We start from the raw sequence: 23,524 nt of genomic DNA on the forward strand, positions 1-23,524 counted from the left end.
TGGGCGAGCGGTTCCAGCGCGGCCGGGCGGGCGGCCCGGTAGCCGGTGGCGAGCACCACCGCGTCGGTGCGCAGCACGTGCTCGGTGCCGGAGTCGGTGTGCCGGCAGCGCAGTTCGAGGCCGCCGCAGGGGCCGGGGCGAGCGTCGGTGACGGCGGTGCCGGGGGTGATCTCGACCGGGGCGGTGTCGATCGGGCGGCCGATGGTGCGCTCGTAGAGGTGGTCGTGGATCTCGGCGAGGGTCTCGGCGCTGGCGGCCTTGTGCAGCTGCCACTGGGCGGCGACCAGGGCGTCCCGGACGGGGGCGGGCAGGCCGTGGAAGTAGCGGGTGTAGTCGGGGGTGAAGTGCTCCAGGCCGAGCTTGGAGTACTCCATCGGCGCCAGTGCCCTGGTCCGGGTGAGCCAGCGCAGCCGGACGCCGTCGCCGTCGTGGCGGCGCAGCAGGTCGAGGAAGACCTCGGCGCCGGACTGCCCGCTGCCGACCACGGTGATGTCCCGGGCGCCGGCGAGGTCCTCGCGGCGGTCCAGGTAGTCGGCGGAGTGGAAGGCGCCCGGGTGGCCGGCCAGGGCGGTGAAGGCCTCGGGCCGCACGGGCCGGGTGCCGACGCCGAGGGCGAGGTTGCGGGCCCGTGCGGTGGAGCGCCGGCCGGTCGCGGTGTCGGTCAGCTCGGCCTGGAACAGGCCGTCCTCCCAGTGCAGGGCGGTGACCTCGGTGCCGAAGCGGCAGTTGGCCAGCCGTTCGGCGGCCCAGCGGCAGTAGTGGTCGTACTCGCGGCGGGGCAGCTGGAAGCGCTCGGCGAAGTAGAACGGGAACAGCCGGTCCTGGGCGCGCAGGTAGTTGAGGAAGGACCACGGGTTGGTCGGGTCGACCAGGGAGACCAGGTCGGCGAGGAAGGGCACCTGCATCCGGGCCCCGTCCACCAGCATGCCGTGGTGCCAGCGGAACTCCGGGCGCTGGTCGCAGAAGAGCGTGCGCAGGCCGGGTACGGGCTCGGAGAGTGCGGCGAGCGAGAGGTTGAACGGGCCGATGCCGACGCCGAGCAGGTCGTACGGAGGGGGTGTCGAGGTGTCCACGGGGGTGTCCTAGGCGGGGAGTAAGTCTCGGTCGCGGATCATCAGGGCGGCGCGCTTGCCGGGCAGGTCGAGTTCGGCGGCGGCTCGGAATCCGGCCCGCTCGAAGGCCCGGACGGAGCGCCGGTTGCGCACGTCCGGTTCGGCCACGATCCGTCCACAGTGCCCGTACTGACCGAGGATCAGGTCGGCGAGCGCGGCCAGCAGGACGGCGCCCAGGCCCCGGCCGCGGCTGGCGGCGGGGCCTAGCAGCAGGTGCACGCCGGTGTCGTGCGGCCGGGCCGGGTAGTGCCGGGCGAGCGGGTCGAGGTCGGCGCGGTAGACCTCCCAGTAGCTCATCGGCGCGCCGTCGAGCAGGCCGAGGCAGGGCACGCTGCGGCCGTCGCCGTCGAGTTGGGCCCGGACGTGCCGCTCGGTGACGGCGGGCGGCCCGGCGAGCTCCCAGAACTCGTCGACCTCGGGGTCGTTCATCCACCCGGCGAGCAGTTCCAGGTCGGCGGGCAGCCGGACGGGGTTGAGCCGGAACTCGCCGGCCGGGGTGGGGACGGCGCCCCACCCGGGCAGGTCGTCCAGCATCAGAGGCCCGCCACCGGGTTGGGGATGTCCACGTACACGGACTGGGTGGCGACCGGGCCGACCAGTTCGTCCAGGCCGTTGATCCGGGTGAGCAGGTTGGCCTTGCAGGGCAGGGTGGGCGCGTCCAGCAGCAGGGCGGGCAGCGCCGAGCCGGTGGCGGCCGCCTGCGGGCCGGCGAGGAACCGGCGCAGTCCGGCCAACAGCACTGTCTCGTCGGCGAGTTGCTGGGATCCGAAGGCGCCGATCAGGCCGAGCACGTGGTTGATGCCGAGGTAGTAGGCGAAGTGGTGGTCGATCACCGCGTCGGGCAGGAAGGTGTCGCTCTCGGCGCCGAGCCCGGGCAGCCGGGCGGTGAGACGCTCGGCGGCGCTCTCCCGGAAGTAGTAGCCCTGGTTGTCGCGGTAGCGGCCGCCGCAGGGCCAGCCCTCGGCGTCCAGCAGGACGAGGCTGTTCTGCTGGTGCGCCTCCAGGGCGATGCCGCCCCGCCCGTCCAGCCACAGGACGGGCAGTACGACCGCCTCCAGGTAGCGCAGGAACCATTCGGCGGCCACGGTGCGCAGCGGCCGGCCGCAGCGCGCGGCGAGCGAGCGCAGGGTGTCGCGGAGCCGGGACGGCACGGTGGTGCCGGTGCCGAGCGGCTGTTCGGCGATCAGCCCGGCCACGCACAGCGCGCGGTCGGTCGGGGCGAACGGCTGGGCGCGCAGCACGGTGTCCAGGCCGCCCGGGTCGCCGAGGCCGGGGTGGTCGACGCCGATCCAGGCCGGGTCGCGGACGATGTCGAAGCCGGGGTGGGCGGCCCGCCATTCGGCGGCCAGTCCGCTCTCCAGCAGCCGGTGCACCTCCAGGCCGCGGTGGAGCTCCTTGCGCAGGTTCTCCCGGCGGGAGTTGGTGATCCGCAGGCCGAGCGAGAGCTTGAGCATCCACGGCGAGCCGGGCCGGTAGACGGTGCGCACCGAGGAGGTGGGGTACCAGGGCTCGCCGGCCGGGCCGAGGTCGTGCAGCAGCCCGTCGGCGAGCAGTTCGGCGACGACCGGGCGGTGGGCGAGTTCCCGGGCCTGCCAGGGGTGCAGCGGCAGGGCGGCGGTGCCGGGCGGCAGGGCGGCGTGGTCGCCGAGCAGGGCGGCGGTGAGCCGGTCGGCGCTCTCGGCGACGGCCGAGCCGGTCGCGAGCAGTTCGCGGTCGACCGCGTACCAGTGCAGCTGGAAGGAGCCGTGGAGTTCGGGCGAGTAGGCGGCGCTCTGGGCCGGGCCGAGGCCGTCGCGGCTCTTCGGGGTGGGGTGCAGCGGGTGGCCGAGCAGCAGGCCCTGTTCGGCGGCGAGGAAGTGCGAGCGCTCCGGCCCGCCGGGTTCGGCGGCGGTGCGGCGGTGGGCGAGGATCTCGGTGGTGCGCATGACCGAGTCGGCGACCCGGGCGGCGAGGTCGGCGACCTGTCCGGGGTCGGGCCGTTCGGCGGCCGCGGCGGCGAGCAACGCGGCGGTGGTGACGGCGTCCACCGGGGCGTCGGCGGTTCCCTCTCCGGCCGAGAGGGTGGCCGGGCCGAAGCGGTGCCAGCCGCCGGGCGACCAGTAGCGGACCGGCACGGTGAGCCGGGCGGCGCCGCCGAGGACGTCGATCCGCAGTCGGCCGTCCGGGCCGGGCCGGGCTCCGGTCTCCCGCGTCCAGCAGCGCAACAGGGCCTCCAGGGCGGCCTGTTCGGCGGCGACGGCGGGATCGGGGTGCAGCAGCGGGTCGGGCCCCGGCGCGTTCTTCGGCTGCCGGGTGGGGTCCACGGGCTGCGACGGTACGGGCGGGGCTCCGGTGAGGGCGGTGCTCAAGGCTGCTCCTTGGGACGCGTGGGGGTGCCGACGCGGGCTGGTGGTGGAGGGGATCGGCGGGCGCTCGCACCGTCGCGTCAGGTAAGGGTTACCTATCCCTGACGGGTGATCACAAGGAAGGCTCACTCGTCCAGGTGAAGATCGAGGATTGTCCACCCCCTGACGGCACCACCTTGCTGTAGCGGTGGGTCGGGCCGCTCCCCCATCACGGATCGATGACCTCCGGTCAGCAGCGCAACCCCGGGGGCGGCGCCGACCGTCCTGGTCTGCAATGGAAGACTCCAGGGCGGCGAGCCGCCGCACCACAGTCCGACCGAGCACAGGGGGAAGCGCACAGATGCCATCGATCCACCGGTCAGCCCTGGCCGCCGCGCTCGTCACGGGAGCGCTGCTCGCCGCGAGCGCCTGCGGGCCCGACGGTCCGGCCGGCAACGGCGGGCACGCCGCGCCGCCCGTGGCCACCGAGACGACCGCCCCGGGGGGCGGCGGCGTCATCGGCGGGATCACCCTGCCCTCCGGCCTGCCGACCAGCCTGCTGGAGGGCCTGCCGAAGACCTGGGACGACCTGCGGAAGTGGAAGTACGAGGACTGGGACAAGTGGGCGTCCAAGCACGTCTTCAACAACCCGGTGGTGAAGGACTTCTGGAACCCGGACAAGATGGGCGACGCCAAGCCCGCCGACCCGGCCCCGCCCACCGCCAAGCCGGCCGCCGACGGATCCACGACCGACCCGGAGCCGACCGTGGTCAAGGCCGTGCCGGTGCCCCGCCCTTACCTCAAGCAGCCCTCCGGCAAGGTGTTCTTCTCCGCCCAGGGCGGCCGCGGCAACTGCTCGGCCACGGTGATCGCCGACCCGCAGCACCCGGGCAAGAGCAACCTGATCTGGACGGCCGCCCACTGCGTGCACGAGGGCAAGGGCGGCAACTTCTACAAGGACCTGGTGTTCGTCCCCGCCTACAACAACTCGGGCGCCTCCAGCGGCGGCAGGAAGGCCCCGCTGTCCGAGCTCGCCCCGCTCGGCACCTGGTGGGCCGACCAGGTCGTCACCTCCCCGCAGTGGATGGTCGAGGGCGGTCCCACCGGTGACGCCGCCAACCAGTACGACTTCGCCGTGATGCGGGTGCACAACCAGAACGACACCGGCAAGTCCCTGGAGGAGACGGTCGGTTCGGCCGCCCCGGTGTGGTTCGACGCGCCCCGCGACCAGCTCAAGGTCTCGGCCTCCGGCTACCCGCTGGTCAAGCCCTTCGACGGCCAGGAGCTGTACCGGTGCGACGGCGGCAAGCCGACCCGGTTGTCCTTCGACGCCAAGCGCCCGGCCATGCTGACCATCGGCTGCGACATGACCCAGGGCTCCAGCGGCGGCGGCTGGTTCGCCACCATGCCGGACGGCCGGACGGCCCTGGTCAGCAACACCTCGATCGGCACCCAGGACCACACCTCGCTGAGCGGCCCGTACCTGGAGACGGTCGCCAAGCAGGCCCTGGACTGGATCTCCAGGAAGCAGTAGCCGCACCGACGGCCGGCACCACCACGGGGGACGACGCACCATGCCGATCACCAGCAGCAGGGCCCGCCGGCTCACCACGGCCGGCGCCGCGCTGCTCGCCGCGTTCACGCTCAGCGCGGCAGCCTGCGGACCGGACGGCCCGGCCGCTCCGGCCCCGCCGCCCGCCGCCCTGCCCAAGGCCGCGCCGACCAGCCTGGGCGACCTGAGCGGCTGGAAGCTGGAGGACTGGGCCCGGTACGTCGCCGAGAGCGGCTTCACCGGCCAGGCGGCCCCGGGCTACTGGACGACCGCCCGGATGGACGCCGCCCGGGCCCGGGCCACCCCGGAGTACTCGCCGGCCTCCACCTCGCCGCAGACCGTCCAGCGGGACGCCCCGCCGACCGCCGTCCCGGCCGAGCCCCAGCCGCACCCGTACGGCCCCGACGCGGCGGTGGTCGGCCGGCTGTTCCTGACCACGGGCCAGGGCGACGCCGCCTGCTCCGGCACGGTGGTCTCCGACCCGCTCAACCCGGGCCGCAGCAATCTGGTCTACACCGCCGCGCACTGCCTGCACGACGGGAAGGGCGGCGGCTGGGCGAAGAACCTGGTCTTCGTCCCCGGCTACAACCGGGACGGCAGGGCGACCCGCGGCAAGCCGTCCCCCGACCAGCAGGCCGCCCCGTACGGCCGCTGGACGGCGGTGCGCGCGCTGGTGTCGCCGACCTGGCTGCAGGAGAGCGGCGCCGGCGCGCACAGCCAGTACGACTACGGGATCATCCGGGTGCGCGGCGAGTCCGGTTCCGGCCCGTCCCTGGAGGAGGCGGTCGGCGGCTCGGTCCCGGTGTGGTTCAACGCCCCGCGCGAGCAGGTCACCTCGGCCGCCGCCTACGGCTTCCCGGTCGAGCGGCCCTTCGACGGACTGGAGCTGGAGCGCTGCGTCTCCCCCGCCCCGCCCGGCCGGCTGTCCTTCGACCGGAGCCGGCCGCCGATGTACGTGATCGGCTGCACCATGACCGGCGGAGCCGCGGGCGGCGGCTGGTTCATCACCAAGGACGGCAAGCCCAACCTGGTCAGCGTCAGCGCGCTGGGCGACCGCAACCCGGCCGGTTACCTGGCCGGGCCCTCGCTCCAGGACCAGGCGAAGCAGGCGTTCGACTACTTCGCCAAGAACGTCAGGTAGCGCGCTCCCCGGGAACACCGCGGAACGCGAAGGGCCCCGGACGCGATCGTCCGGGGCCCTCCCGTGTCATCAGCCCTGCAGGGCCACCGCGAAGTGCTCCAGCTCCGCGGCCAGCTCGGCCGGTACCTTGGCGTGCAGCAGGGTGCCCTCGCCGGTGTGCTCGGTGCCGAGCAGCTCGCCCTCCTTGTGCACCCGGGAGACCAGGGCCCCCTGGGTGTACGGCACCAGGGCCCGCACCTCGACGGCCGGGCGCGGCAGTTCGTCGTCGATGAGCTTCAGCAGCTCCTCGATGCCCGCGCCGCTGCGGGCCGACACCACGATGGCGTGCGGCTCGCGGCGCAGCAGCCGCTGCAGCACGTGCGGGTCGGCGGCGTCCGCCTTGTTGATCACCACGATCTCCGGCACGTTCTGCGCGTCGACCGAGACGATGACCTCGCGGACGGCGGCCAGCTGCGTCTCCGGCTCGGGGTGCGAGCCGTCGACCACGTGCAGGATGAGGTCCGCGTCGGCGACCTCCTCCATGGTCGAGCGGAAGGCCTCGACCAGGTGGTGCGGCAGGTGCCGGACGAAGCCGACCGTGTCGGCCAGGGTGTAGAGCCGCCCGCTCGGGGTCTGGGCCCGGCGCACGGTCGGGTCCAGGGTGGCGAACAGCGCGTTCTCCACCAGCACGCCCGCGCCGGTGAGCCGGTTGAGCAGGGAGGACTTGCCGGCGTTGGTGTACCCGGCGATGGCCACGGACGGCACCTGGTGGCGCTTGCGCTCCTGGCGCTTGGTGTCGCGGCCCTTCTTCATGTCGGCGATCTCCTTGCGGAGCTTCGCCATCTTCTCGCGGATCCGACGACGGTCGGTCTCGATCTTGGTCTCACCGGGACCACGGGTGGCCATGCCGCCGCCGGAGGAGCCGGAGCCACCACCACCCATCTGCCGGGACAGCGACTGACCCCAGCCTCGCAGCCGCGGCAGCATGTACTGCATCTGCGCGAGCGAGACCTGCGCCTTGCCCTCCCGGGACTTGGCGTGCTGGGCGAAGATGTCCAGGATCAGGGCCGTCCGGTCGACGACCTTGACCTTGACCACGTCCTCCAGGTGGATCAGCTGGCCGGGGGTGAGCTCACCGTCGCAGACCACGGTGTCGGCGCCGCTGGAGGCGACGATGTCGCGCAGCTCCTGCGCCTTGCCGGAGCCGATGTAGGTGGCGGCGTCGGGCTTGTCGCGGCGCTGGATGACGCCGTCCAGCACCTCCGAGCCGGCCGTCTCGGCGAGCGCGGCGAGCTCGGCCATCGAGTTCTCCGCCTCCTCCAGCGTGCCGTCCGTCCAGACGCCGACGAGCACCACGCGCTCCAGGCGGAGCTGCCGGTACTCGACCTCGGTGACGTCTTCGAGCTCGGTGGAGAGGCCGGCGACCCGGCGCAGGGCGGCGCGCTCGCTGCGGTCGTACTGGTCGCCGTCGTAGGTGTGGCCGAGGTCCTCGTCGATGGCCGCGAGGTCCTCGTCCATGAGGGCTTCCGCCCGCAGACCGTCGAGGCGGCGCGGGGCGTCGGCGTGGTCGCGGGTGTCGAACGTGGAGGTCATTCTGTCCTTTGGTCGCTGGAGTGCTTCGGCGAGGGCCCTTGGATCTCACCGGGGCTCCTGTGCCCTGAGAACGCCGTGGACCGGCCGTGAATTCCCCACGATGGTCGCACGCCCGGCTCGGGCCGGTCACCCCCATTTCCCCAGGAGTGCCGGGGCTGGGTCCCTTCGGGCGCGTGCGGGCGGCTCACGTCGTACACTCCGGACACTTTGAGCATCGCCCTCATCAGGGCGGGCAGCGCGCCCGGCTCGGGCAGCTCGACGGTGTAGGTGTGCCGCACCCGCAGCTCCTGCGGCGGCTCGACCTCGGCCGCGACGATGCCGACGCCCTCGGCGGAGATCGCCGCGGTGAGGTCGGCGAGCAGCCGGGGCCGGTTCAGCGCCTCGGCCCGCAGGGTCACCCGGTGGCCGGCCGCCGGGGCGCCCTCCGGCCGCCAGCGCACCTCCAGCTCGGCGCGCCCGTCCGCGCGCAGCCGCCGCCCGGCCGGACAGCCGGTCCGGTGCACGGCCACCGCGCCGCCGCGGATCGGGTAGCCGGCCACCTCGTCCGGCGGCACCGGGGTGCAGCAGCGGGCCAGCCGGACCGGCGCCTCCGGCCGTCCGACGACCTCGACCGGGGTCGCCCGGCGCTCGTCGGCCCGGTGCGCGGGCGGGGCGGGCTGGCTTCCGGCCGGGCCGGTGCGCACCACCGGCAGCCCGGCGGGGTGGTCGGCCAGCCAGCGTTCGATGGCCAGCCGGGCGGCGGGGGTGCGGACGTGCGCCAGCCACTCGGGCGAGGGCCCGGAGGGCTGCCCGTCGCCCGGCTGGACGCCCTCGGTGAGCACCGCGAGCACGTCCCCGTCCTGCAGCACGGTGGACAGCGCGGTGAGCCGGCCGTTGACCCGGGCGCCGATGCACCGGTGGCCGGTCTCCTCGCCGAGCAGGTAGGCCGCGTCCACGCAGCTGGCCCCGGCCCGCAGCTGAAGCGTTTCCCCGCACTCCGTCACCACGGTGATCTCGCGGTCACCCGCCAGGTCGGCGGTGAGCGCGGACCAGAAGGCGTCCGGGTCGGGCGTCTCCTGCTGCCACTCCAGCAGCCGGCTGAGCCAGCCGGGCCGGGCCGGGTCGGTGCGGTCCAGTTCGTCGGCGTCCTGGGCGGCGCCGGCCGGGGACGGGTCGCCGAGCGCGACCACGCCGGTCTCGGCCACCTCGTGCATCCGCCGGGTCCGCACCAGCACCTCGACCACCGCGCCGTCCTCCAGGGCCACCGCGGTGTGCAGCGACTGGTACAGGTTGAACTTGGGGGCGGCCACGAAGTCCTTGAACTCCCCGGGCAGCGGCGTCCAGCAGGTGTGCAGTTCGCCGAGCACGGCGTAGCAGTCGGCGTTCTCCTCGACCACCACCAGCAGCCGCCCGAAGTCGGTCGGCTGCGGGCCCTGCGGCCTCCCGTCCCGCCCGGGCGCGGCGGCCCGCTTGAGCAGCACCCGGTGCAGCGAGACGCAGTGCCGGGGCCGTACCGTCACCTCGGCGGCGATCCGGGCCTCGGCCAGCTGGCGGGCCAGCCGGCGGGCGAAGGGCTCCAGGAGGGTGTCCGGCTCGGCCTCGTGACCGGCCATCAGGGCCCGGGCGTCGGCGTGCTCCTCGGGGTGCAGGGTGGCGAAGACGATGTCCTCCAGCTCCGCCTTGAGCACCTGGATGCCGAGCCGTTCGGCCAGCGGGATCAGCACGTCCCGGGTGACCTTGGCGATCCGCAGCCGGCTGGCCGGCTTCATGTGCCGGATGGTGCGCATGTTGTGCAGCCGGTCGGCGAGCTTGATCACCATCACCCGGACGTCGTCCCCGGTGGCGACCAGCATCTTGCGGAAGGTCTCGGCCTCGGCGGCGGCGCCGAAGTCGACCTTCTCCAGTTTCGTCACCCCGTCGACCAGGTAGGCGACTTCGGGCCCGAATCCGGCGCTCACCTGATCCAAGGTCAACTCGGTGTCCTCGACGGTGTCGTGGAGCAGCGAGGCGACCAAGGTGGTCGTCCCGGCGCCGAGTTGGGCCAGGATCATGGTGACGGCCAGCGGGTGGGTGATGTACGGCTCGCCGCTCTTGCGCAGCTGTCCGCGGTGGCTGGCCTCGGCCAGCCGGTACGCCCGGGCGAGCAGCGCGAGGTCGGCCTGCGGGTGGTGCCCGCGGTGGGCCCGGACCAGTGGTTCGAGGGCGTCCGGCACGGGTTGTCGGCCGGTGGCCAGCAGTGCGGCCCGCCCGGCCCGGCCGAGGGCGGCCAGGCCGAACTCTCCGAGGGGCCACCTGGCCCCTCCCTGCCGTGCGGTCGTCGGCTGCCCCAGGGGCTGCCCGGCTGAGATGGTCATCGGCACCTCCGGCAACGGTCGCCGGGCGCTTCCCCTCCCAAGGGAGCGATCCTGCTACCCCTCCCAGGGTGATCGACCCGGTGGTCCATGCTACCGAGCAGACCACGTTCTGCGACGACTTGATTCCCATCCGCGACCGATATCACCCGATCGGGGGGATTCGTGACCGCGCGAATTGGGCAAACCGGGCCGTCAGCCGCGGCGGATCGACTCCCACCAGCCCGCGTCCAGCCGCCCCTCGGCCACGATCACCGCCGGGCCGGTCATCTCCACCCGGCCGTCCGGGTGCTCGGTGATGACCAGTCGGCCGCCCAGCACGTCCACGGTGTACGCGACCGCCTCGCCGGTGACCGCCGGATCGGCGCCGTCCCGGCGGATCGCGGCCACCGCCACCGCGCAGGCACCGGTACCGCAGGAGCGGGTCTCGCCCGAGCCCCGCTCGTGCACCCGCATCGCCACGTGCCGCGGGCCGCGGTCCACCACGAACTCGACGTTGACGCCCTCCGGGTAGGCGCCCTCGGGGCTGGTCAGCGGCGCGGTGAAGAGGTCGCCGGCGTGGTCCAGGCTCTCCACGAAGGCCACCGCGTGCGGGTTGCCCATGTTGACGTTCAGGGCCGGCCAGCGGCGCTCGCCGACCGCGACCTCGATGCCGTCCGGTCCGGGCAGCCGGGCGCGGCCCATGTCGACGGTGACGTCGCCGGGCGTGCCGTCCGCGGCGTCCTCGGCGACCTTCGCGGTGAGCACCCCCGAGCGGGTGGCGATGGCCAGCTCGCCGGGCTTCGCCAGGCCGGCCTCGACCAGGAAGCGGGCGAAGACCCGCAGCCCGTTGCCGCACATCTCGGCGATGCTGCCGTCGGAGTTGCGGTAGTCCATGAACCACTCGGCCCGGTCGGCCTGGTCCGCGGAGGCCGGGTCGGCGGCGGCACGCACCACGCGCAGCAGCCCGTCCCCGCCGATGCCGGCCCGCCGGTCGCACAGCGCGGCCACGGCCTCCGGGCCGATCTCCAGCTCGCCGTCCGGGTCCGGCACGATCACGAAGTCGTTCTGGGTGCCGTGCCCCTTGAAGAAGGGGAGACCGGCCCGCTGAGGAGAGGAAGCGCTCACCCTCCGATGGTACTGAGGGCGGGCGGACGCCTCAGCCCAGGTCCACGGGTACGGGCCCCGGCGCGGGTGCGCGAGTACGGGCCCCGGCTTCAGCGCAGGTAGGCGACCCGCCAGGCCGCGAGCGCGCAGGCGGCCAGCGCGATCAGGGTGTAGGCCACGATCGCCTTCCAGCCGGCCCGCCGGCCGGAGCCGCGGCGCGGCAGTCCCGGCCACTTGTAGCCGGCGTGCCGGGCGGCCATCGCGCCCCAGCCGAACGAGGCGGCGGTGAACAGCAGCCCGAGCATCCCGACCATGGTGGCCCGCGCCCCGGCCGAGCCGAAGGCGAGCGGGAAGGCGAACATCAGCGAGCCGAGGGTGCCCAGCAGGGCGATCGGCAGGATCTGCCACCAGCGCAGCCGGCGCAGCGGTCGGATCTCCCGTTCGTGCACCGCGCCCTCCGGCGGGGTCCGGGTGTCCAGCACGGGCACCGCGGTCGCGTACGAGGTCGGCGCCTCCAGCCCGGTCAGCACGGGGAGGTCACCCATCGTCGACTCGTCGAACTCCTCGGCCGGTGCGGTGACGCTCCCGCCCTGACCGGATTCGGGGCCGGTCCCTGTCGACACTCGGCCTCCCCTGACAGTTCGACACGAGCGGACTCGCGGCCGGGCACGGTCGGCCCCCCGGGCCGACCCCTACGTCATCGATGATGGCATGTCCAGAGGGGCGTTCCGGGCCTGTCCGGGGTCGGCGGGTGATCCGTGGCCATCACGTGATCGGCCCGTGACCCCCGGTTGGTTCTGCACGGTCACCTGCGCGCGCAGGTGCACCGCCGGATTGGCCGGAACCCGTCCTACGCGGCCGGAACTCCCTGATGGTCGATCAGTTCGAGGGACCGTTCCAGCAGCTCGACCGGGTCGGTGCCGGCCGGACGGGAGAGCCAGTGGATCCGGTCGTCGCGGCGGAACCAGGACTCCTGACGGCGGGCGAAGCGCTTGGTGGCGCGGACGGTCTCGGCCCGTGCCTCGTCCTCGGTGCACTCGCCGGCGAAGTGGTCGAGCACCTGCTGGTACCCGAGCGCCCGGGACGCCGTCCGCCCCTCCCGCAGGCCCACCCGCTCCAGTGCCCGTACTTCGTCCAGCAGCCCGGCCTCCCACATCCGGTCGACCCGCAGGGCGATCCGCTTGTCCAGTTCGGGGCGCGGCACGGCGACGCCGAGCTGCACCGCCTCGTACACGGCGGTGTTGCTCGGCAGGTTGGCGGTGAACGGCTGCCCGGTGATCTCGATGACCTCCAGCGCGCGGACGATCCGCCGCCCGTTGCTCGTCAGGATCGCCTCGGCGGCCGGCGGGTCCAGCTCGGCCAGTCGACGGTGCAACGCGTACGGGCCGACCTGCTCCAGCTCGGCCTCCAGCCGGGCGCGCACCGCCGGGTCGGTGCCGGGGAACTCCATCTCGTCGATCGCCGCCCGCACGTACAGCCCGGAGCCGCCGACCAGGACGGGCGTGCGCCCGGCCGCGAGCAGCCGGTCGATCTCGGCCCGGGCCAGCCGCTGGTACTCGGCGACGCTGGCGGCCTCGGTGACGTCCCAGACGTCCAGCAGGTGGTGCGGCACTCCCCCGCGCTCGTCCACGGTGAGCTTGGCGGTGCCGATGTCCATGCCCCGGTACAGCTGCATCGAGTCGGTGTTGATCACCTCGCCGTCGAGGCTGCGGGCGATGGCGACGGCCAGGTCGGACTTGCCAGCGGCGGTCGCGCCGACGATGCAGATGACACGCGGGGTACGGGAGCTGCTCACCGCTCCAGTCTCGCACTGCCCCGATCTCACGACGGCGGCCCGGCACCGGGTTCCGGGCTGCCCATCGCCGCCGACTGCGCGACGATATGACTGTTTCCCGATCCGTTTCCGGCCGTTCCCGCAGCTCGGTCCGGCTTTGCGAACGCTTTGCCGACCACGGACGTTGGGTAGGAGACAGGGAGAGAAGGAGATCGACATGGGTCTGATGGACAACCTCAAGGGCAAGGCCGAGGAGCTCAAGGAGAAGGCCAGCGAGCTCGCGGGCAAGCACAGCGACCAGATCGAGCAGATCGTGGACAAGACCGGCGGCGCGATCGACAAGGCGACCAAGGGCAAGTACAGCGACAAGATCGAGCACGGCGCCAGCAAGGCCAAGGACGCCGTGGGCGACTTCGCCCACAAGCCGAAGCCGCACGACGAGGGCGGGACCCCGCAGGCCCCGCAGCCGTAAGGGGTCGCCGGGCGCTCAGCTCCAGGACGCCACGAAGTACCCGACCCCGTACGGCGCGTCCTGGTAGCCCAGCCGCGCACTGAGGCCGGCGCCCTCGGCGGCGCCAGCCAGCACCTGCCAGGGCGCCCGGCCCTCGGCCTTGAGCTCGGCGGCCAGGGCGGCGTCCAGGGCGGCGAGGGCCGGGAGGTCGGCCGAGCCCAGGGCGGCGGCCAGCGCGGCGTCGTAGCCCTCGGCCCGCTCGTCCAGGTAGCCGGGCGCCTTCAGCGAGCGGCAGGCGCTGCCGTCGCCCAGCACCAGCAGGGCGACCCGGTCGGCGAGGCCGGCCAGGCCCTGGCCGAGCCCGAGCATCCGGTCGGTGGGGGCGTCGGCGGGCACCGCGCAGGCGTGCGTGGGCAGGGTGACCCCGGCGCGCTCCAGCAGCCAGGCCCCCACGGTCAGCGAGGGCGCCAGCTCCGGCCCCTCGACCCGGCCGCCGGGCAGCTTGGCGACCAGCGGCACGCCGTAGCGGTGGAAGGAGCCGGCCCCGCCCTCGGTCCACACCTCGGCCTCCGGCCCGGTGCCGACCACCACGACCAGCTGCGGTTCGGCCGCGACCAGCGCCGCCAGCGCCTCGTCACAGGCGGCCCGCAGCCCGTCCAGCTCGGGCGCGGCCCCGGCGGCGACCTCGGGGACGAGCAGCGGCGGGCAGGGGCACACGGCGGCGGATACCAGCATGTGGATCACTCTAAGCCACCAACGACGACGGCCCGGCGGGAATCGAAGCTCCCACCGGGCCGTCCGTACGGCACGCGCGTCAGTCGCCGCAGCAGGCGCCGCCTGCGGGTGCGGCCAGCGGCAGTTCGGCCGGGGCACCGATCTTCGGCAGGCCCAGCATGACGCCGGCCGGCTTGTCCGCGGGCTTGGCCTGGCGCTTCTCCCAGGCGTCGCCCGCCCGGGTGCGGCGCACCGCCAGCGCCGGGCCCTCGGCGAGCAGGTGGTGCGGGGCGGCGTAGGTGATCTCGACGGTCACCACGTCGCCCGGGCGCACCGGCTCGTCCGGCTTACTGAAGTGCACCAGGCGGTTGTCGGGGGCGCGGCCGGAGAGGCGCTGGGTCTGGTCGTCCTTCTTGCCCTCGCCCTCGGCGACGAGGATCTCCAGGGTGCGGCCGACCTGCTTCTTGTTCTCCTCCCAGGAGATCTCCTCCTGGAGGGCGATCAGCCGGTCGTAGCGGGCCTGGACGACCTCCTTCGGCACCTGGTCCTCCATCTCCGCGGCCGGGGTGCCGGGGCGCTTGGAGTACTGGAAGGTGAAGGCGTTGGTGAAACGGGCCTCGCGGACGACGTGCATCGTCTCCTCGAAGTCCTCCTCGGTCTCGCCGGGGAAGCCCACGATGATGTCGGTGGAGATGGCCGCGTCCGGCATCGCCTCGCGGACCTTGCGGATGATCCCGAGGAAACGGTCCTGCCGGTAGGAGCGACGCATCGCCTTGAGCACCCGGTCCGAGCCGGACTGGAGCGGCATGTGCAGCTGGTGCATCACGCTCGGGGTCTCGGCCATCGCGGCGATCACGTCGTCGGTGAAGTCGCGCGGGTGCGGCGAGGTGAAGCGGATCCGCTCCAGGCCCTCGATCTGGCCCGCGGCGCGCAGCAGCTTGGAGAAGGCCTCACGGTCGCCCAGGTCGGAGCCGTAGGCGTTGACGTTCTGGCCGAGCAGGGTCACCTCGATGACGCCCTCGTCCACCAGCGCCTCGATCTCGGCGAGGACGTCGCCGGGGCGGCGGTCCTCCTCCTTGCCGCGCAGCGCGGGGACGATGCAGAAGGTGCAGGTGTTGTTGCAGCCGACCGAGATGGCGACCCAGGCGGCGTACGCGGACTCGCGGCGGGTGGGCAGCGTGGAGGGGAAGGTCTCCAGCGACTCCAGGATCTCGACCTGGGCCTTCCGCTCGACCGCGGCCCGCTCCAGCAGCGCCGGGAGGTGGCCGATGTTGTGGGTGCCGAACACCACGTCGACCCAGGGCGCGCGCTTGACGATGGTCTCGCGGTCCTTCTGGGCCAGGCAGCCGCCGACGGCGATCTGCATGCCCTGGTGGCGGCCCTTGACCGGCGCGAGCTGCCCGAGGTTGCCGTACAGCTTGTTGTCGGCGTTCTCGCGCACCGCGCAGGTGTTGAACACGACCAGGTCCGGGTCGCCGTCCGGCCCGGCCTTGACGTAGCCCGCGTCCTCCAGCAGGCCGGACAGCCGCTCGGAGTCGTGGACGTTCATCTGGCAGCCGTGCGTGACGACCTTGTAGCTCTTCAATCCGCTCTCACCGCTCACCAGACCAGGGTACGGGCAGCCGCGTACCGCCATTCCCCGGATCTTCGTCAAGCGGTCCCGGAGCTTTCCACCCGTCGTTCCCCTCCCGTTCCGCCGGAGCGCCTGGCAGGATCCCTACATGGCCCCCACCAATCCGTCCCGTCTCGGCGCCGCCCTGCGCAGCGCGGCCCGCAGCCCGCTGTGGCGGACGGTGCTGGTGCTGGTGCTGCTGGTCGCGGGGCTGGGCGGCTGGTGGCTGTCGGCGGGCCGCTCGCCCGGGTACCCGCGCGGGGAGACCCGCTTCGCCACCGGCGTGGAGCGCGGCGTCTACGACCGGTACGGGCAGCTGCTCCAGGCCCATGTGTCCCGGACCATGCCGGGGGTGCGGCTGGCCCTGGACAACACCGAGGGCTCGGTGGACAACCTCACCCGGGTGGCCACCGGCCAGGACACCTTCGCGATCGCCACCGCCGACGCGGTCGCCGACTACCAGGGCCCCGGCAAGGAGCGGCTGCGGGCGATCGCCCGGCTGTACGACGACTACCTCCAGCTGGTCGTCCCGGCCTCCTCCCCGGTGCGCCGCACCGCCGACCTCAAGGGCAAGCGGGTCGGCGTCGGCCTGCCGCAGTCCGGGGTGAACCTGGTGACCAGGCGGCTGCTGACGGCTGCCGGGCTGGACCCGGACCACGACATAGTCCCGGTCTCGGCGGGCATCGGCGCCGCCGCCGACAAGCTGCGCGCGGGCGACCTGGACGCCTTCTTCTGGTCCGGCGGCCTGCCCACCAGCGCGCTCACCGACCTCTCCGACCACGTCCGGATCCGGATCGTGCCACTGGCCGACCTGTCCGAGGCCCTGCACAAGGCGGAGGGCGGCGGCACCGACGCCTACCGGGCGGCCACCATGCCCAAGGGCACCTATCCGAACGCGGAGCCCAAGGACGCCGTGGCCACCATGGCCGTGCCCAACCTGCTGATCACCCGGGACGACGTGGACCCGGGCCTGGTGGAGGGCATGACCCGGGCGGTGATCGACAGCCGGGACCAGATCGGCGCCCAGGTGCACGCCGCCCAGCTGGTCGACCTGCGCACCGCCGTCTACACCGACCCGCTGCCGCTGCACGAGGGCGCGGCGCGGTACTACCGCTCGGTGAAGCCCTAGCCACGGCTCGAAGCCCCGGCAGCTACGGTTCGGAGCCCCGGCTACGGCTTGACCGGCCGCGGCACCGCCAGGGTCACCGCGAGCCCGGTCGGCTTGACCGGGGCGAAGCCGAGCGAGCCGCCGCCGGCCGCCAGCAGGGTGCGGGCGATGGACAGGCCGAGCCCGGAGCCGTCCACGTTCTGGTGCCGCGGGCTGCGCCAGAAGCGGTCGCCGGCCCGGGACAGCTCGTCCTCGGTCAGGCCCGGCCCGGCGTCGGTGACGGTGACCGCGACCTCGTCCCGGCGCACCGCGACCCGCAGCCGCACCTGGCTGCCGGACGGGCTGAACTTGAGCGCGTTGTCCAGCACGGCGTCCAGCGCGGAGCCGAAGCCGATCGGGTCCGCCATGCCGATCGCCAGCGCGGGGCCGTCCCAGCGCAGCTCGATCCCGCGCTGCTCGGCGACCGGCCGCCAGGCGTCCACCCGGGCCAGGGTCAGCTGGGCGAGGTCGGTCTGCTCCGGTTCGGGGCGGGCGTGCTCGGCGGTGGCCAGCCCGAGCAGGTCGTCCAGCACCCGGGCCAGCCGGGCGCCCTCCTCCCGGACGCCGCTGAGCTCCTCCTCGTGGCCCTCGGGCAGCTCCAGGCCGAGCACCTCGACCCGCAGCAGCAGCGCCGAGAGGGGGTTGCGCAGCTGGTGAGAGGCGTCCGCGACGAAGGCCTTCTGCTGGTCCATGGCGTGCACCACGTGGTCCGCCATCTCGTTGAACGACCGCGCCAGCCGCTGGAGTTCGGGCGGTCCGCCACCGGGCGCGACCCGGGCGGCCATCCGGCCGGTGGCGATGTCGTGGGTGGCCCGGTCCAGGGTGCGCACCGGGCGCAGCACCCACTCGGTGAGCCGGACGGCCAGCAGGACGGCGACGATCATCGCGACCGCCTCGCCGCCGGCGACCACCAGCCACTTGTGCAGCACCCGGGTCCGCAGCGCCCCGGTCGGCGACTCGCTCAGCACCACCGCGACCACGTCGCCGTCGCGCACCACCGGGGCGGCGACGGTGATCGTGCGGTCCTCGGTCCACGGCCAGACCTGCGGCGGGTTGTGACTGCGCCGCCCGTCCAGTGCCTCCTGGAAGGCCTGGGCGCCCCAGCCGCTGGTGGGCACCCGCCAGTCGGCGGGCGCGACGGAGATCGGCACGCCGTCGCGCTGGAAAATACCCAGCCGCACGCCGTACAGGTCGTAGTAGCGCCGGACCTCGGCGTCGATCGCGTGCTGCCGGCTGAGGTCGCCGGGGGCGGGCTCCGGCTCGCCCTTGCGGGCGGAGTCGGCGGCGCCGGAGGTGGGCAGGTCCTGGGCGAAGCGGGCGGCGTCGTCGAGCCGGTCGACGACCACCGTGCTCTGCTCGGCGGCCGCGAACGCCGCCGCGAGCGGCAGCCCCAGGGCGGCCAGGACGCACAGCATGAGGGCGATCAGGATGCCGAGCAGGCGGGTGCGCACGTGCGGTCAGTGCTCCGCGGGGGCGGACGGGGCCTGGTCGGCCTCGGTGGACGTCGGGCCGTCGGGGATCAGGCGGTAGCCGACGCCGCGGACGGCCTCGACCAGGCCGGGCAGCGCGAGCTTGTTGCGCAGCGAGCCGATGTGCACTTCGAGGGTGCGGCCGTTGCCCTCCCAGCCGCTGCGCCAGACCTCGCTGAAGATCTGCTCGCGCCGGTAGACCACGCCGGGGCTCTGGGCGAGCAGGGCGAGCAGGTCGAACTCCTTGCGGGTGAGCGGCACGTCGCGGCCGTCCACGCTGACCCGGCGGCGCTCCCGGTCGATCCGGATGCCGCGGGACTCCAGCGGGCCGCGCTGGCGCGGCACGGCGTCGGGCGCGGGCACCGACGCCGAGGACGGAAGGGCGCCGCGGCGGGCGACCGCGTGGATGCGGGCGAGTAGCTCGCCCATGTCGTACGGCTTGGTGACGTAGTCGTCGGCGCCCAGGTTGAGGCCGTGGATCCGGGAGCGGATGTCGGCGCGGGCGGTCACCATGATCACCGGTACGCCGCTGCCGGCCCGGATCCGGCTGCACACCTCGAAGCCGTCGCGGTCGGGCAGCCCGAGGTCGAGCAGCACTACGCGGTACGGCTCGTTGCCGTCCGGCACCAGGGCGTCCAGCGCCTCGTGCCCGCTGCGGGCGTGCCGGACCTGGAAGCCGTGCCGGCCCAGCACCGCGACCAGCGCCGCGGCCACGCGTTCGTCGTCCTCGACGAGCAGTAGTCGCATCCTGTTCTCCTCCTTTCCCCCACGTGATCACGGGCCGATCGCATCGGGCCCGGTTCTGCGCAGTATGGGCCAGCGGGCGGCCGGGCGCCAGGTTCGACCGCGCACCGGTCTCGTGGGGGACGGGGAGCACCGGTGCGGATTCCCGCTGTGACATGCCCCGTCGACGCCCGCGCGAACAGTGCGTACGCACCGTGTGGCCGTTTCGTGATCCTCAAGTTCCGCTCAGATCGGCTGACGGGGCACCGCCAGCACTCCTATGGTCGCCCCACCGGGGGCTGCGGCTCCGCCGGCCGCGGCCCCCGGATTCGTACCACCATTGCCACCCAAGGGAGTTGAGACTTCTCGGGTAGGCACGATCCGACACAGAGGGAGCAGGCGCGATGACCGACAGCCCGGTCGAGGACTCCACCCCCGCGGCCGCCGCCCCGCTGGTCGTGCTGAGCAACGTCAACAAGCACTACGGCGCACTGCACGTGCTGCAGGACATCGACCTCAGGATCGCCCAGGGCGAGGTGGTCGTGCTGATCGGCCCTTCCGGTTCGGGCAAGTCCACGCTGTGCCGGACGATCAACCGGCTGGAGACCGTCGACTCCGGCACGATCACCATCGACGGCCGCCCGCTGCCCGCCGAGGGCAAGGACCTGGCCCGGCTGCGCGCCGAGGTCGGCATGGTGTTCCAGGGCTTCAACCTGTTCGCGCACAAGACCGTGCTGGAGAACGTGGTCATCGGCCAGGTCAAGGTGCGCAAGGTGCCCCGGCCGCAGGCCGAGCGGACCGCCCGGGAGCTGCTGGACCGGGTCGGCGTCGGCGCGCAGGCGGACAAGTTCCCGGCCCAGCTCTCCGGCGGGCAGCAGCAGCGCGTGGCGATCGCCCGGGCGCTGGCGATGAAGCCCAAGGTGATGCTCTTCGACGAGCCGACCTCGGCGCTGGACCCGGAGATGGTCAACGAGGTGCTGGAGGTCATGCGCCAGCTGGCCGCCGACGGCATGACGATGGTCGTGGTCACCCACGAGATGGGCTTCGCCCGCTCCGCCGCCAACCGCGTGCTGTTCATGGCCGACGGCCGGATCGTCGAGCAGAACACCCCCGACGCCTTCTTCACCGCGCCGCGCTCCGACCGCGCCAAGGACTTCCTCTCGAAGATCCTGCACCACTGACAACACGTCGAGACCACTGACGCTTCCAGACCACGCAGGACCGGCCCGACGACGAGGCCGCCCCGCCGCCCGTGCACAACTTCCAGACGTCAGAGCCCGGTTGACGCCGCGGCCCAGCCCCAGGAGATCACCCCGCATGAGGACTTCTCGTACCCTCGCCGTGGCGCTCTGTGCCGTCGCGCTCACCGCCACCGCCGCCTGCGGCAAGGACGGCACCCCCGCCAGCTCCAACGCCGCGAGCGCGAGCAACGCCCCGGCACTGCCGACCTACACGGTCAAGACCGACGCCAAGATCGACTCCCCGGTCATAGCCGAGGCCAAGAAGCGCGGCCAGCTGATCATCGGCGCCAAGGCCGACCAGCCCAACCTCGGCTGGGAGGACGTCGCCAGCGGCGACCGCAGCGGCTTCGACATCGAGATCGCCAAGATGATCGCCGCCGACCTCGGCTTCACCCCGCAGCAGATCAAGTGGCAGACCCTGGTCTCCTCCCAGCGCGAGCCGGCCATCGCCAAGGGCCAGATCGACTTCTACGTCGGCACCTACAGCATCAACGACGAGCGCAAGAAGTCGGTCTCCTTCGCCGGCCCGTACTACATCGCCGGCCAGGACCTGCTGGTGAAGGCCGACAACACCTCGATCACCGGCCCGGAGTCCACCAGCGGCAAGAACGTCTGCACCGCCACCGGCTCGACCTCGATCAAGAACATCCAGCAGTACAACCCGAAGATCACCCAGTTCGACACCTACTCGGCCTGCGTCGAGAAGCTGATGTCGGGCGAGGTCGACGCCGTCACCACCGACGACGCGATCCTCAAGGGCTACGCCTCCAAGTACGCCCCCAAGCTCAAGGTGGTCGGCAAGCCGTTCACCAAGGAGAACTACGGCGTCGGCCTGAACAAGGACGACAAGGCGCTGCGGGACGCGATCAGCGACGCCCTCAAGGCCCACGAGGACAACGGCGACTGGAAGAAGGCCTACGACGCGACCCTCGGCGCCTCCGGTTCCGCGGCCCCGGACGTCCCGGCCCTCGAACGCTACTGACCACCACCGACCGACGTTCTGACCATCTGTGAGAGGAGGGCCGCCGGATGGGGTTCCTGTTCGAGCAGGACAACTTCGCGTTGTTCCGCGACGGCTTCCTGCAGACGATCGAGCTGAGCGCGCTCAGCGCCCTGCTCGCCCTGCTGCTGGGCACCCTGCTGGCGGCCTTCCGGGTCTCCCCGGTGCCGGTCCTGCGCGCCTTCGGCACCGCCTGGGTGACGCTCTTCCGCAACACCCCGCTGACCCTGCTGTTCTTCGCCGTCACCTTCGGCCTGCCGCCGCTCGGCGTGCACTTCAGCCACCTGGTCTTCGCGGTGCTTGCGCTCGGCGGGTACACCGCCTCGTTCGTCTGCGAGGTGATCCGCTCCGGCATCAACACCGTGCCGCTCGGCCAGGCGGAGGCCGCCCGCAGCCTCGGCATGACCTTCGGCCAGACCCTCACCCTGGTCGTCCTGCCGCAGGCCGCCCGGACCGTCCTGGCCCCGATGAGCAGCGTGTTCATCGCCCTGCCGAGGAACTCGGCGATCGCCGGCGCGTTCAGCGTCGGTGAGCTCTACAGCGCCCAGCAGACCTTCTCCGAGCGCGGCTACTCGATCTTCGCGATCTTCTTCTGGGTGGCCTGCGCCTACCTGCTGATCAGCGCGACGGTCGCCACGTTCTTCCGCTTCCTGGAATCCCGACTGGCGGTGGCCCGATGAGTTTGCTGAACCGACAGGCCTCGGCCAGCGTCCTCTACGACGCCCCCGGCCCGAAGGCCCGCGCCCGCTACCGCCTGTTCGGCGTCCTCGCGGTGCTCGGCATCCTCGGGCTCCTCTGGTACGTCTTCACCGCGCTCGACGACAACGGACAGTTCGACCCGGACCTCTGGGACCCGTTCCAGTACAACTTCGTCCAGCAGATGATCCTGGACGGCCTGCTGGCCACCCTGAAGGCCTTCGGGCTGGCCGCGGTCTTCTCGCTCGCCCTGGGCGCGCTGCTGGCGGCCGGCCAGCTCTCCGACCACAAGCCGGTCCGCTGGGTCTGCACCGCCGTCGTCCAGTTCTTCCGGGCGATGCCGCTGCTGATCCTGATCGTCGCGCTCTACTACGCCTTCTTCGCCAAGCAGTCGATGTGGGCGCTGGTGCTCGGCCTCACCCTCTACAACGGCGCCGTCCAGGCCGAGATCATCCGCAGCGGCGTCAACGCCGTCCCGCGCGGCCAGGGCGAGGCGGCGTACGCCCTCGGGATGCGCAAGACCCAGGTGATGGCCTCCATCCTGGTGCCGCAGGCCGTCCGTTCGATGCTGCCCTCGATGATCGGCCAGCTGGTCGTCACCCTCAAGGACACCTCGCTCGGCCTGATCATCACCTACCAGGAGCTGCTGTTCGTCGGCAAGAAGATCGCCAGCCAGCCGATGAACGCCGCCGGATTCCCCTACATCCCCGTGGTCCTGGTGATCGGCCCGATCTACATCGCCATGTGCCTGCTGCTGACCGCGCTCGCGCGGTGGATCGAAGCACGCGGCCGTCGCGGCGCGAACCGGCGCACTTCACCTGCTGCTTGACGGACACGCAGGCGAACTGTTGCATTGCTCTTCGTGACACGTCCCGGGAGCATCCACGCGGCATATGCGGCAGCGGTAACTGACGCCGGCCGAACGGCCGGTTCGTGCCCGGAGGTTCCGTCATGGACCCGGTGATCGTGGTCGGGGCCGGACCGGTCGGTCTGGCCCTGGCCCTCGCACTCGCCCGGCACGAGGTGCCGACCGTCGTCCTGGACGAGGGCTCCGGGCTCTGCCCCGAGGGCCCGCGCAGCGTCGTGCTCGGAGCCGACACCACCGCCTTCCTGACCCGGATCGGCTACTCCCGGGCCGTCTCCGACTCGGCCCTGTGGGACTCCTTCGCCATCTGGCGGCGCCGGCAGGAAGTGCTGCGGATCGACCTCACCGACTCCCCCACCTTCCACCTGCCCCAGCACCGCCTCCAGCGCGGCCTGCGCGACGCCCTCACCGGCACCCCGCTGGTCCGGCTGGTCCCGCTCAACCGGGTCGTCGAACTCGAACAGGACCGCGACGGCGTCAGCGTCCGCACCGTCGGCACCCAGGACGGCTCCACCACCTGGTGGCGCGGCAGCCACCTGGTCGGCTGCGACGGCGCCAGGTCCACCGTCCGCAAGCTGCTCAGGATCCGCTTCCCCGGCCGCCCGGCGGTCGACCGCAACGCCATCGCCACCGTCCGGGTCGACCTGCCCTTCGACGGCGCCCGGCTGCACCGCGAACCCCCGTGGCGGGGCGACCGCGAGGCCTCCGCCCGTCC

21 protein-coding genes are annotated in these 23,524 nt (G+C 73.1%); 9 read left to right on the forward strand and 12 right to left on the reverse strand.

Annotated elements, in window-relative coordinates:
• The 3 genes from J0670_RS05175 to J0670_RS38945 form a co-directional block, all read right to left on the reverse strand.
• Positions 1-1,073, reverse strand: a 1,073-nt coding sequence (locus tag J0670_RS05175) for a lysine N(6)-hydroxylase/L-ornithine N(5)-oxygenase family protein (RefSeq protein WP_207810058.1), incomplete at its 3' end; no start/stop codon positions are given.
• A 9-nt stretch (positions 1,074-1,082) separates the two neighbouring features.
• The gene (locus tag J0670_RS38940; protein WP_374223064.1) at positions 1,083-1,754 is read right to left on the reverse strand and encodes a GNAT family N-acetyltransferase; all 672 of its coding nucleotides are present in this window, start codon (positions 1,752-1,754) and stop codon (positions 1,083-1,085) included.
• Positions 1,646-3,556, reverse strand: a complete 1,911-nt coding sequence (locus J0670_RS38945; RefSeq protein WP_374223065.1) for an IucA/IucC family siderophore biosynthesis protein — start codon at positions 3,554-3,556, stop codon at positions 1,646-1,648. Before J0670_RS38945 ends, J0670_RS38940 begins: the two co-directional genes overlap by 109 nt.
• A gap of 241 nt (positions 3,557-3,797) precedes the next feature.
• Here J0670_RS38945 and J0670_RS05185 point away from each other — a divergent pair, with 241 nt between their 5' ends.
• Both J0670_RS05185 and J0670_RS05190 read left to right on the forward strand, forming a co-directional pair.
• Positions 3,798-4,970, forward strand: a complete 1,173-nt coding sequence (locus J0670_RS05185) for a serine protease (protein ID WP_207810059.1) — start codon at positions 3,798-3,800, stop codon at positions 4,968-4,970.
• Positions 4,971-5,010: 40 nt separating this feature from the next.
• The gene (locus tag J0670_RS05190; RefSeq protein ID WP_207810061.1) at positions 5,011-6,129 is read left to right on the forward strand and encodes a serine protease; all 1,119 of its coding nucleotides are present in this window, start codon (positions 5,011-5,013) and stop codon (positions 6,127-6,129) included.
• Positions 6,130-6,198: 69 nt separating this feature from the next.
• Here J0670_RS05190 and hflX read toward each other — a convergent pair whose 3' ends face one another.
• The 5 genes from hflX to miaA all read right to left on the reverse strand — a co-directional run bounded on the left by hflX (position 6,199) and on the right by miaA (position 12,912).
• Positions 6,199-7,701, reverse strand: coding sequence for a GTPase HflX (hflX, locus tag J0670_RS05195; RefSeq protein ID WP_207810062.1), 1,503 nt, complete (start codon positions 7,699-7,701; stop codon positions 6,199-6,201).
• Positions 7,698-10,034 (reverse strand): bifunctional (p)ppGpp synthetase/guanosine-3',5'-bis(diphosphate) 3'-pyrophosphohydrolase, encoded by a 2,337-nt coding sequence (locus J0670_RS05200; RefSeq protein WP_207810064.1) that lies wholly within the window; start codon positions 10,032-10,034, stop codon positions 7,698-7,700. The genes hflX and J0670_RS05200 overlap by 4 nt, the downstream gene beginning before the upstream one ends.
• A gap of 192 nt (positions 10,035-10,226) precedes the next feature.
• Positions 10,227-11,138, reverse strand: coding sequence for a diaminopimelate epimerase (gene dapF, locus J0670_RS05205; RefSeq protein WP_207810066.1), 912 nt, complete (start codon positions 11,136-11,138; stop codon positions 10,227-10,229).
• A gap of 89 nt (positions 11,139-11,227) precedes the next feature.
• Positions 11,228-11,740, reverse strand: coding sequence for a hypothetical protein (locus J0670_RS05210; protein WP_207810068.1), 513 nt, complete (start codon positions 11,738-11,740; stop codon positions 11,228-11,230).
• A gap of 227 nt (positions 11,741-11,967) precedes the next feature.
• The gene (gene miaA / locus J0670_RS05215) at positions 11,968-12,912 is read right to left on the reverse strand and encodes a tRNA (adenosine(37)-N6)-dimethylallyltransferase MiaA (RefSeq protein ID WP_207810070.1); all 945 of its coding nucleotides are present in this window, start codon (positions 12,910-12,912) and stop codon (positions 11,968-11,970) included.
• A gap of 196 nt (positions 12,913-13,108) precedes the next feature.
• On the opposite strand from miaA, the gene J0670_RS05220 reads away from it, so the two are divergent.
• The gene (locus J0670_RS05220; RefSeq protein WP_207810072.1) at positions 13,109-13,363 is read left to right on the forward strand and encodes an antitoxin; all 255 of its coding nucleotides are present in this window, start codon (positions 13,109-13,111) and stop codon (positions 13,361-13,363) included.
• A gap of 15 nt (positions 13,364-13,378) precedes the next feature.
• Here the strand turns inward: J0670_RS05220 and J0670_RS05225 are convergent, their stop codons facing one another.
• Positions 13,379-14,077, reverse strand: a complete 699-nt coding sequence (locus J0670_RS05225; protein WP_207810074.1) for a hypothetical protein — start codon at positions 14,075-14,077, stop codon at positions 13,379-13,381.
• 79 nt (positions 14,078-14,156) lie between these two features.
• Entirely contained in the window at positions 14,157-15,659 is a 1,503-nt protein-coding gene (gene miaB, locus J0670_RS05230) for a tRNA (N6-isopentenyl adenosine(37)-C2)-methylthiotransferase MiaB (protein WP_307806386.1), read from the reverse strand.
• Positions 15,660-15,777: 118 nt separating this feature from the next.
• Here miaB and J0670_RS05235 point away from each other — a divergent pair, with 118 nt between their 5' ends.
• Positions 15,778-16,797, forward strand: a complete 1,020-nt coding sequence (locus tag J0670_RS05235; protein WP_207810078.1) for a TAXI family TRAP transporter solute-binding subunit — start codon at positions 15,778-15,780, stop codon at positions 16,795-16,797.
• Positions 16,798-16,838: 41 nt separating this feature from the next.
• Here J0670_RS05235 and J0670_RS05240 read toward each other — a convergent pair whose 3' ends face one another.
• The gene (locus J0670_RS05240; protein WP_207810080.1) at positions 16,839-18,266 is read right to left on the reverse strand and encodes a HAMP domain-containing sensor histidine kinase; all 1,428 of its coding nucleotides are present in this window, start codon (positions 18,264-18,266) and stop codon (positions 16,839-16,841) included.
• A gap of 6 nt (positions 18,267-18,272) precedes the next feature.
• Positions 18,273-19,031 carry a response regulator transcription factor gene (locus J0670_RS05245; protein WP_207810081.1) on the reverse strand — a complete coding sequence of 253 codons (759 nt, stop codon included), beginning with the start codon at positions 19,029-19,031 and terminating at the stop codon, positions 18,273-18,275.
• 380 nt (positions 19,032-19,411) lie between these two features.
• Here J0670_RS05245 and J0670_RS05250 point away from each other — a divergent pair, with 380 nt between their 5' ends.
• From J0670_RS05250 to J0670_RS05270, 5 genes are all read left to right on the forward strand, one after another.
• A complete protein-coding gene (locus J0670_RS05250) occupies positions 19,412-20,188 on the forward strand; it encodes an amino acid ABC transporter ATP-binding protein (protein WP_279382948.1) in 777 nt (258 codons plus the stop codon).
• Between the two features lie 136 nt (positions 20,189-20,324).
• Positions 20,325-21,230 carry a glutamate ABC transporter substrate-binding protein gene (locus tag J0670_RS05255; protein ID WP_207810083.1) on the forward strand — a complete coding sequence of 302 codons (906 nt, stop codon included), beginning with the start codon at positions 20,325-20,327 and terminating at the stop codon, positions 21,228-21,230.
• 47 nt (positions 21,231-21,277) lie between these two features.
• Positions 21,278-21,928 (forward strand): amino acid ABC transporter permease, encoded by a 651-nt coding sequence (locus J0670_RS05260; protein WP_207810085.1) that lies wholly within the window; start codon positions 21,278-21,280, stop codon positions 21,926-21,928.
• Complete coding sequence (locus tag J0670_RS05265; RefSeq protein WP_207810087.1) at positions 21,925-22,773, forward strand: amino acid ABC transporter permease; 849 nt, start codon at positions 21,925-21,927, stop codon at positions 22,771-22,773. Before J0670_RS05260 ends, J0670_RS05265 begins: the two co-directional genes overlap by 4 nt.
• A gap of 122 nt (positions 22,774-22,895) precedes the next feature.
• Positions 22,896-23,524: FAD-dependent monooxygenase (locus tag J0670_RS05270; RefSeq protein ID WP_207810090.1), on the forward strand; the 629-nt coding region annotated here is incomplete at its 3' end.

The organism is Streptomyces sp. FH025 (genome assembly GCF_017427025.1).
Taxonomy (GTDB): domain Bacteria; phylum Actinomycetota; class Actinomycetes; order Streptomycetales; family Streptomycetaceae; genus Kitasatospora.

Excerpts from the sequence above, each read along its gene's own strand:
- J0670_RS05200 (WP_207810064.1), bottom strand. The coding sequence starts at position 10,034 with ATGACCATCTCAGCCGGGCAGCCCCTGGGGCAGCCGACGACCGCACGG.
- J0670_RS05245 (WP_207810081.1), bottom strand. The coding sequence starts at position 19,031 with ATGCGACTACTGCTCGTCGAGGACGACGAACGCGTGGCCGCGGCGCTG.
- J0670_RS05225 (WP_207810074.1), bottom strand. The coding sequence starts at position 14,077 with ATGCTGGTATCCGCCGCCGTGTGCCCCTGCCCGCCGCTGCTCGTCCCC.
- J0670_RS05260 (WP_207810085.1), top strand. The coding sequence starts at position 21,278 with ATGGGGTTCCTGTTCGAGCAGGACAACTTCGCGTTGTTCCGCGACGGC.
- J0670_RS05190 (WP_207810061.1), top strand. The coding sequence starts at position 5,011 with ATGCCGATCACCAGCAGCAGGGCCCGCCGGCTCACCACGGCCGGCGCC.
- J0670_RS05255 (WP_207810083.1), top strand. The coding sequence starts at position 20,325 with ATGAGGACTTCTCGTACCCTCGCCGTGGCGCTCTGTGCCGTCGCGCTC.
- hflX (WP_207810062.1), bottom strand. The coding sequence starts at position 7,701 with ATGACCTCCACGTTCGACACCCGCGACCACGCCGACGCCCCGCGCCGC.
- J0670_RS05250 (WP_279382948.1), top strand. The coding sequence starts at position 19,412 with ATGACCGACAGCCCGGTCGAGGACTCCACCCCCGCGGCCGCCGCCCCG.
- J0670_RS05220 (WP_207810072.1), top strand. The coding sequence starts at position 13,109 with ATGGGTCTGATGGACAACCTCAAGGGCAAGGCCGAGGAGCTCAAGGAG.
- J0670_RS05265 (WP_207810087.1), top strand. The coding sequence starts at position 21,925 with ATGAGTTTGCTGAACCGACAGGCCTCGGCCAGCGTCCTCTACGACGCC.
- J0670_RS05185 (WP_207810059.1), top strand. The coding sequence starts at position 3,798 with ATGCCATCGATCCACCGGTCAGCCCTGGCCGCCGCGCTCGTCACGGGA.
- J0670_RS05235 (WP_207810078.1), top strand. The coding sequence starts at position 15,778 with ATGGCCCCCACCAATCCGTCCCGTCTCGGCGCCGCCCTGCGCAGCGCG.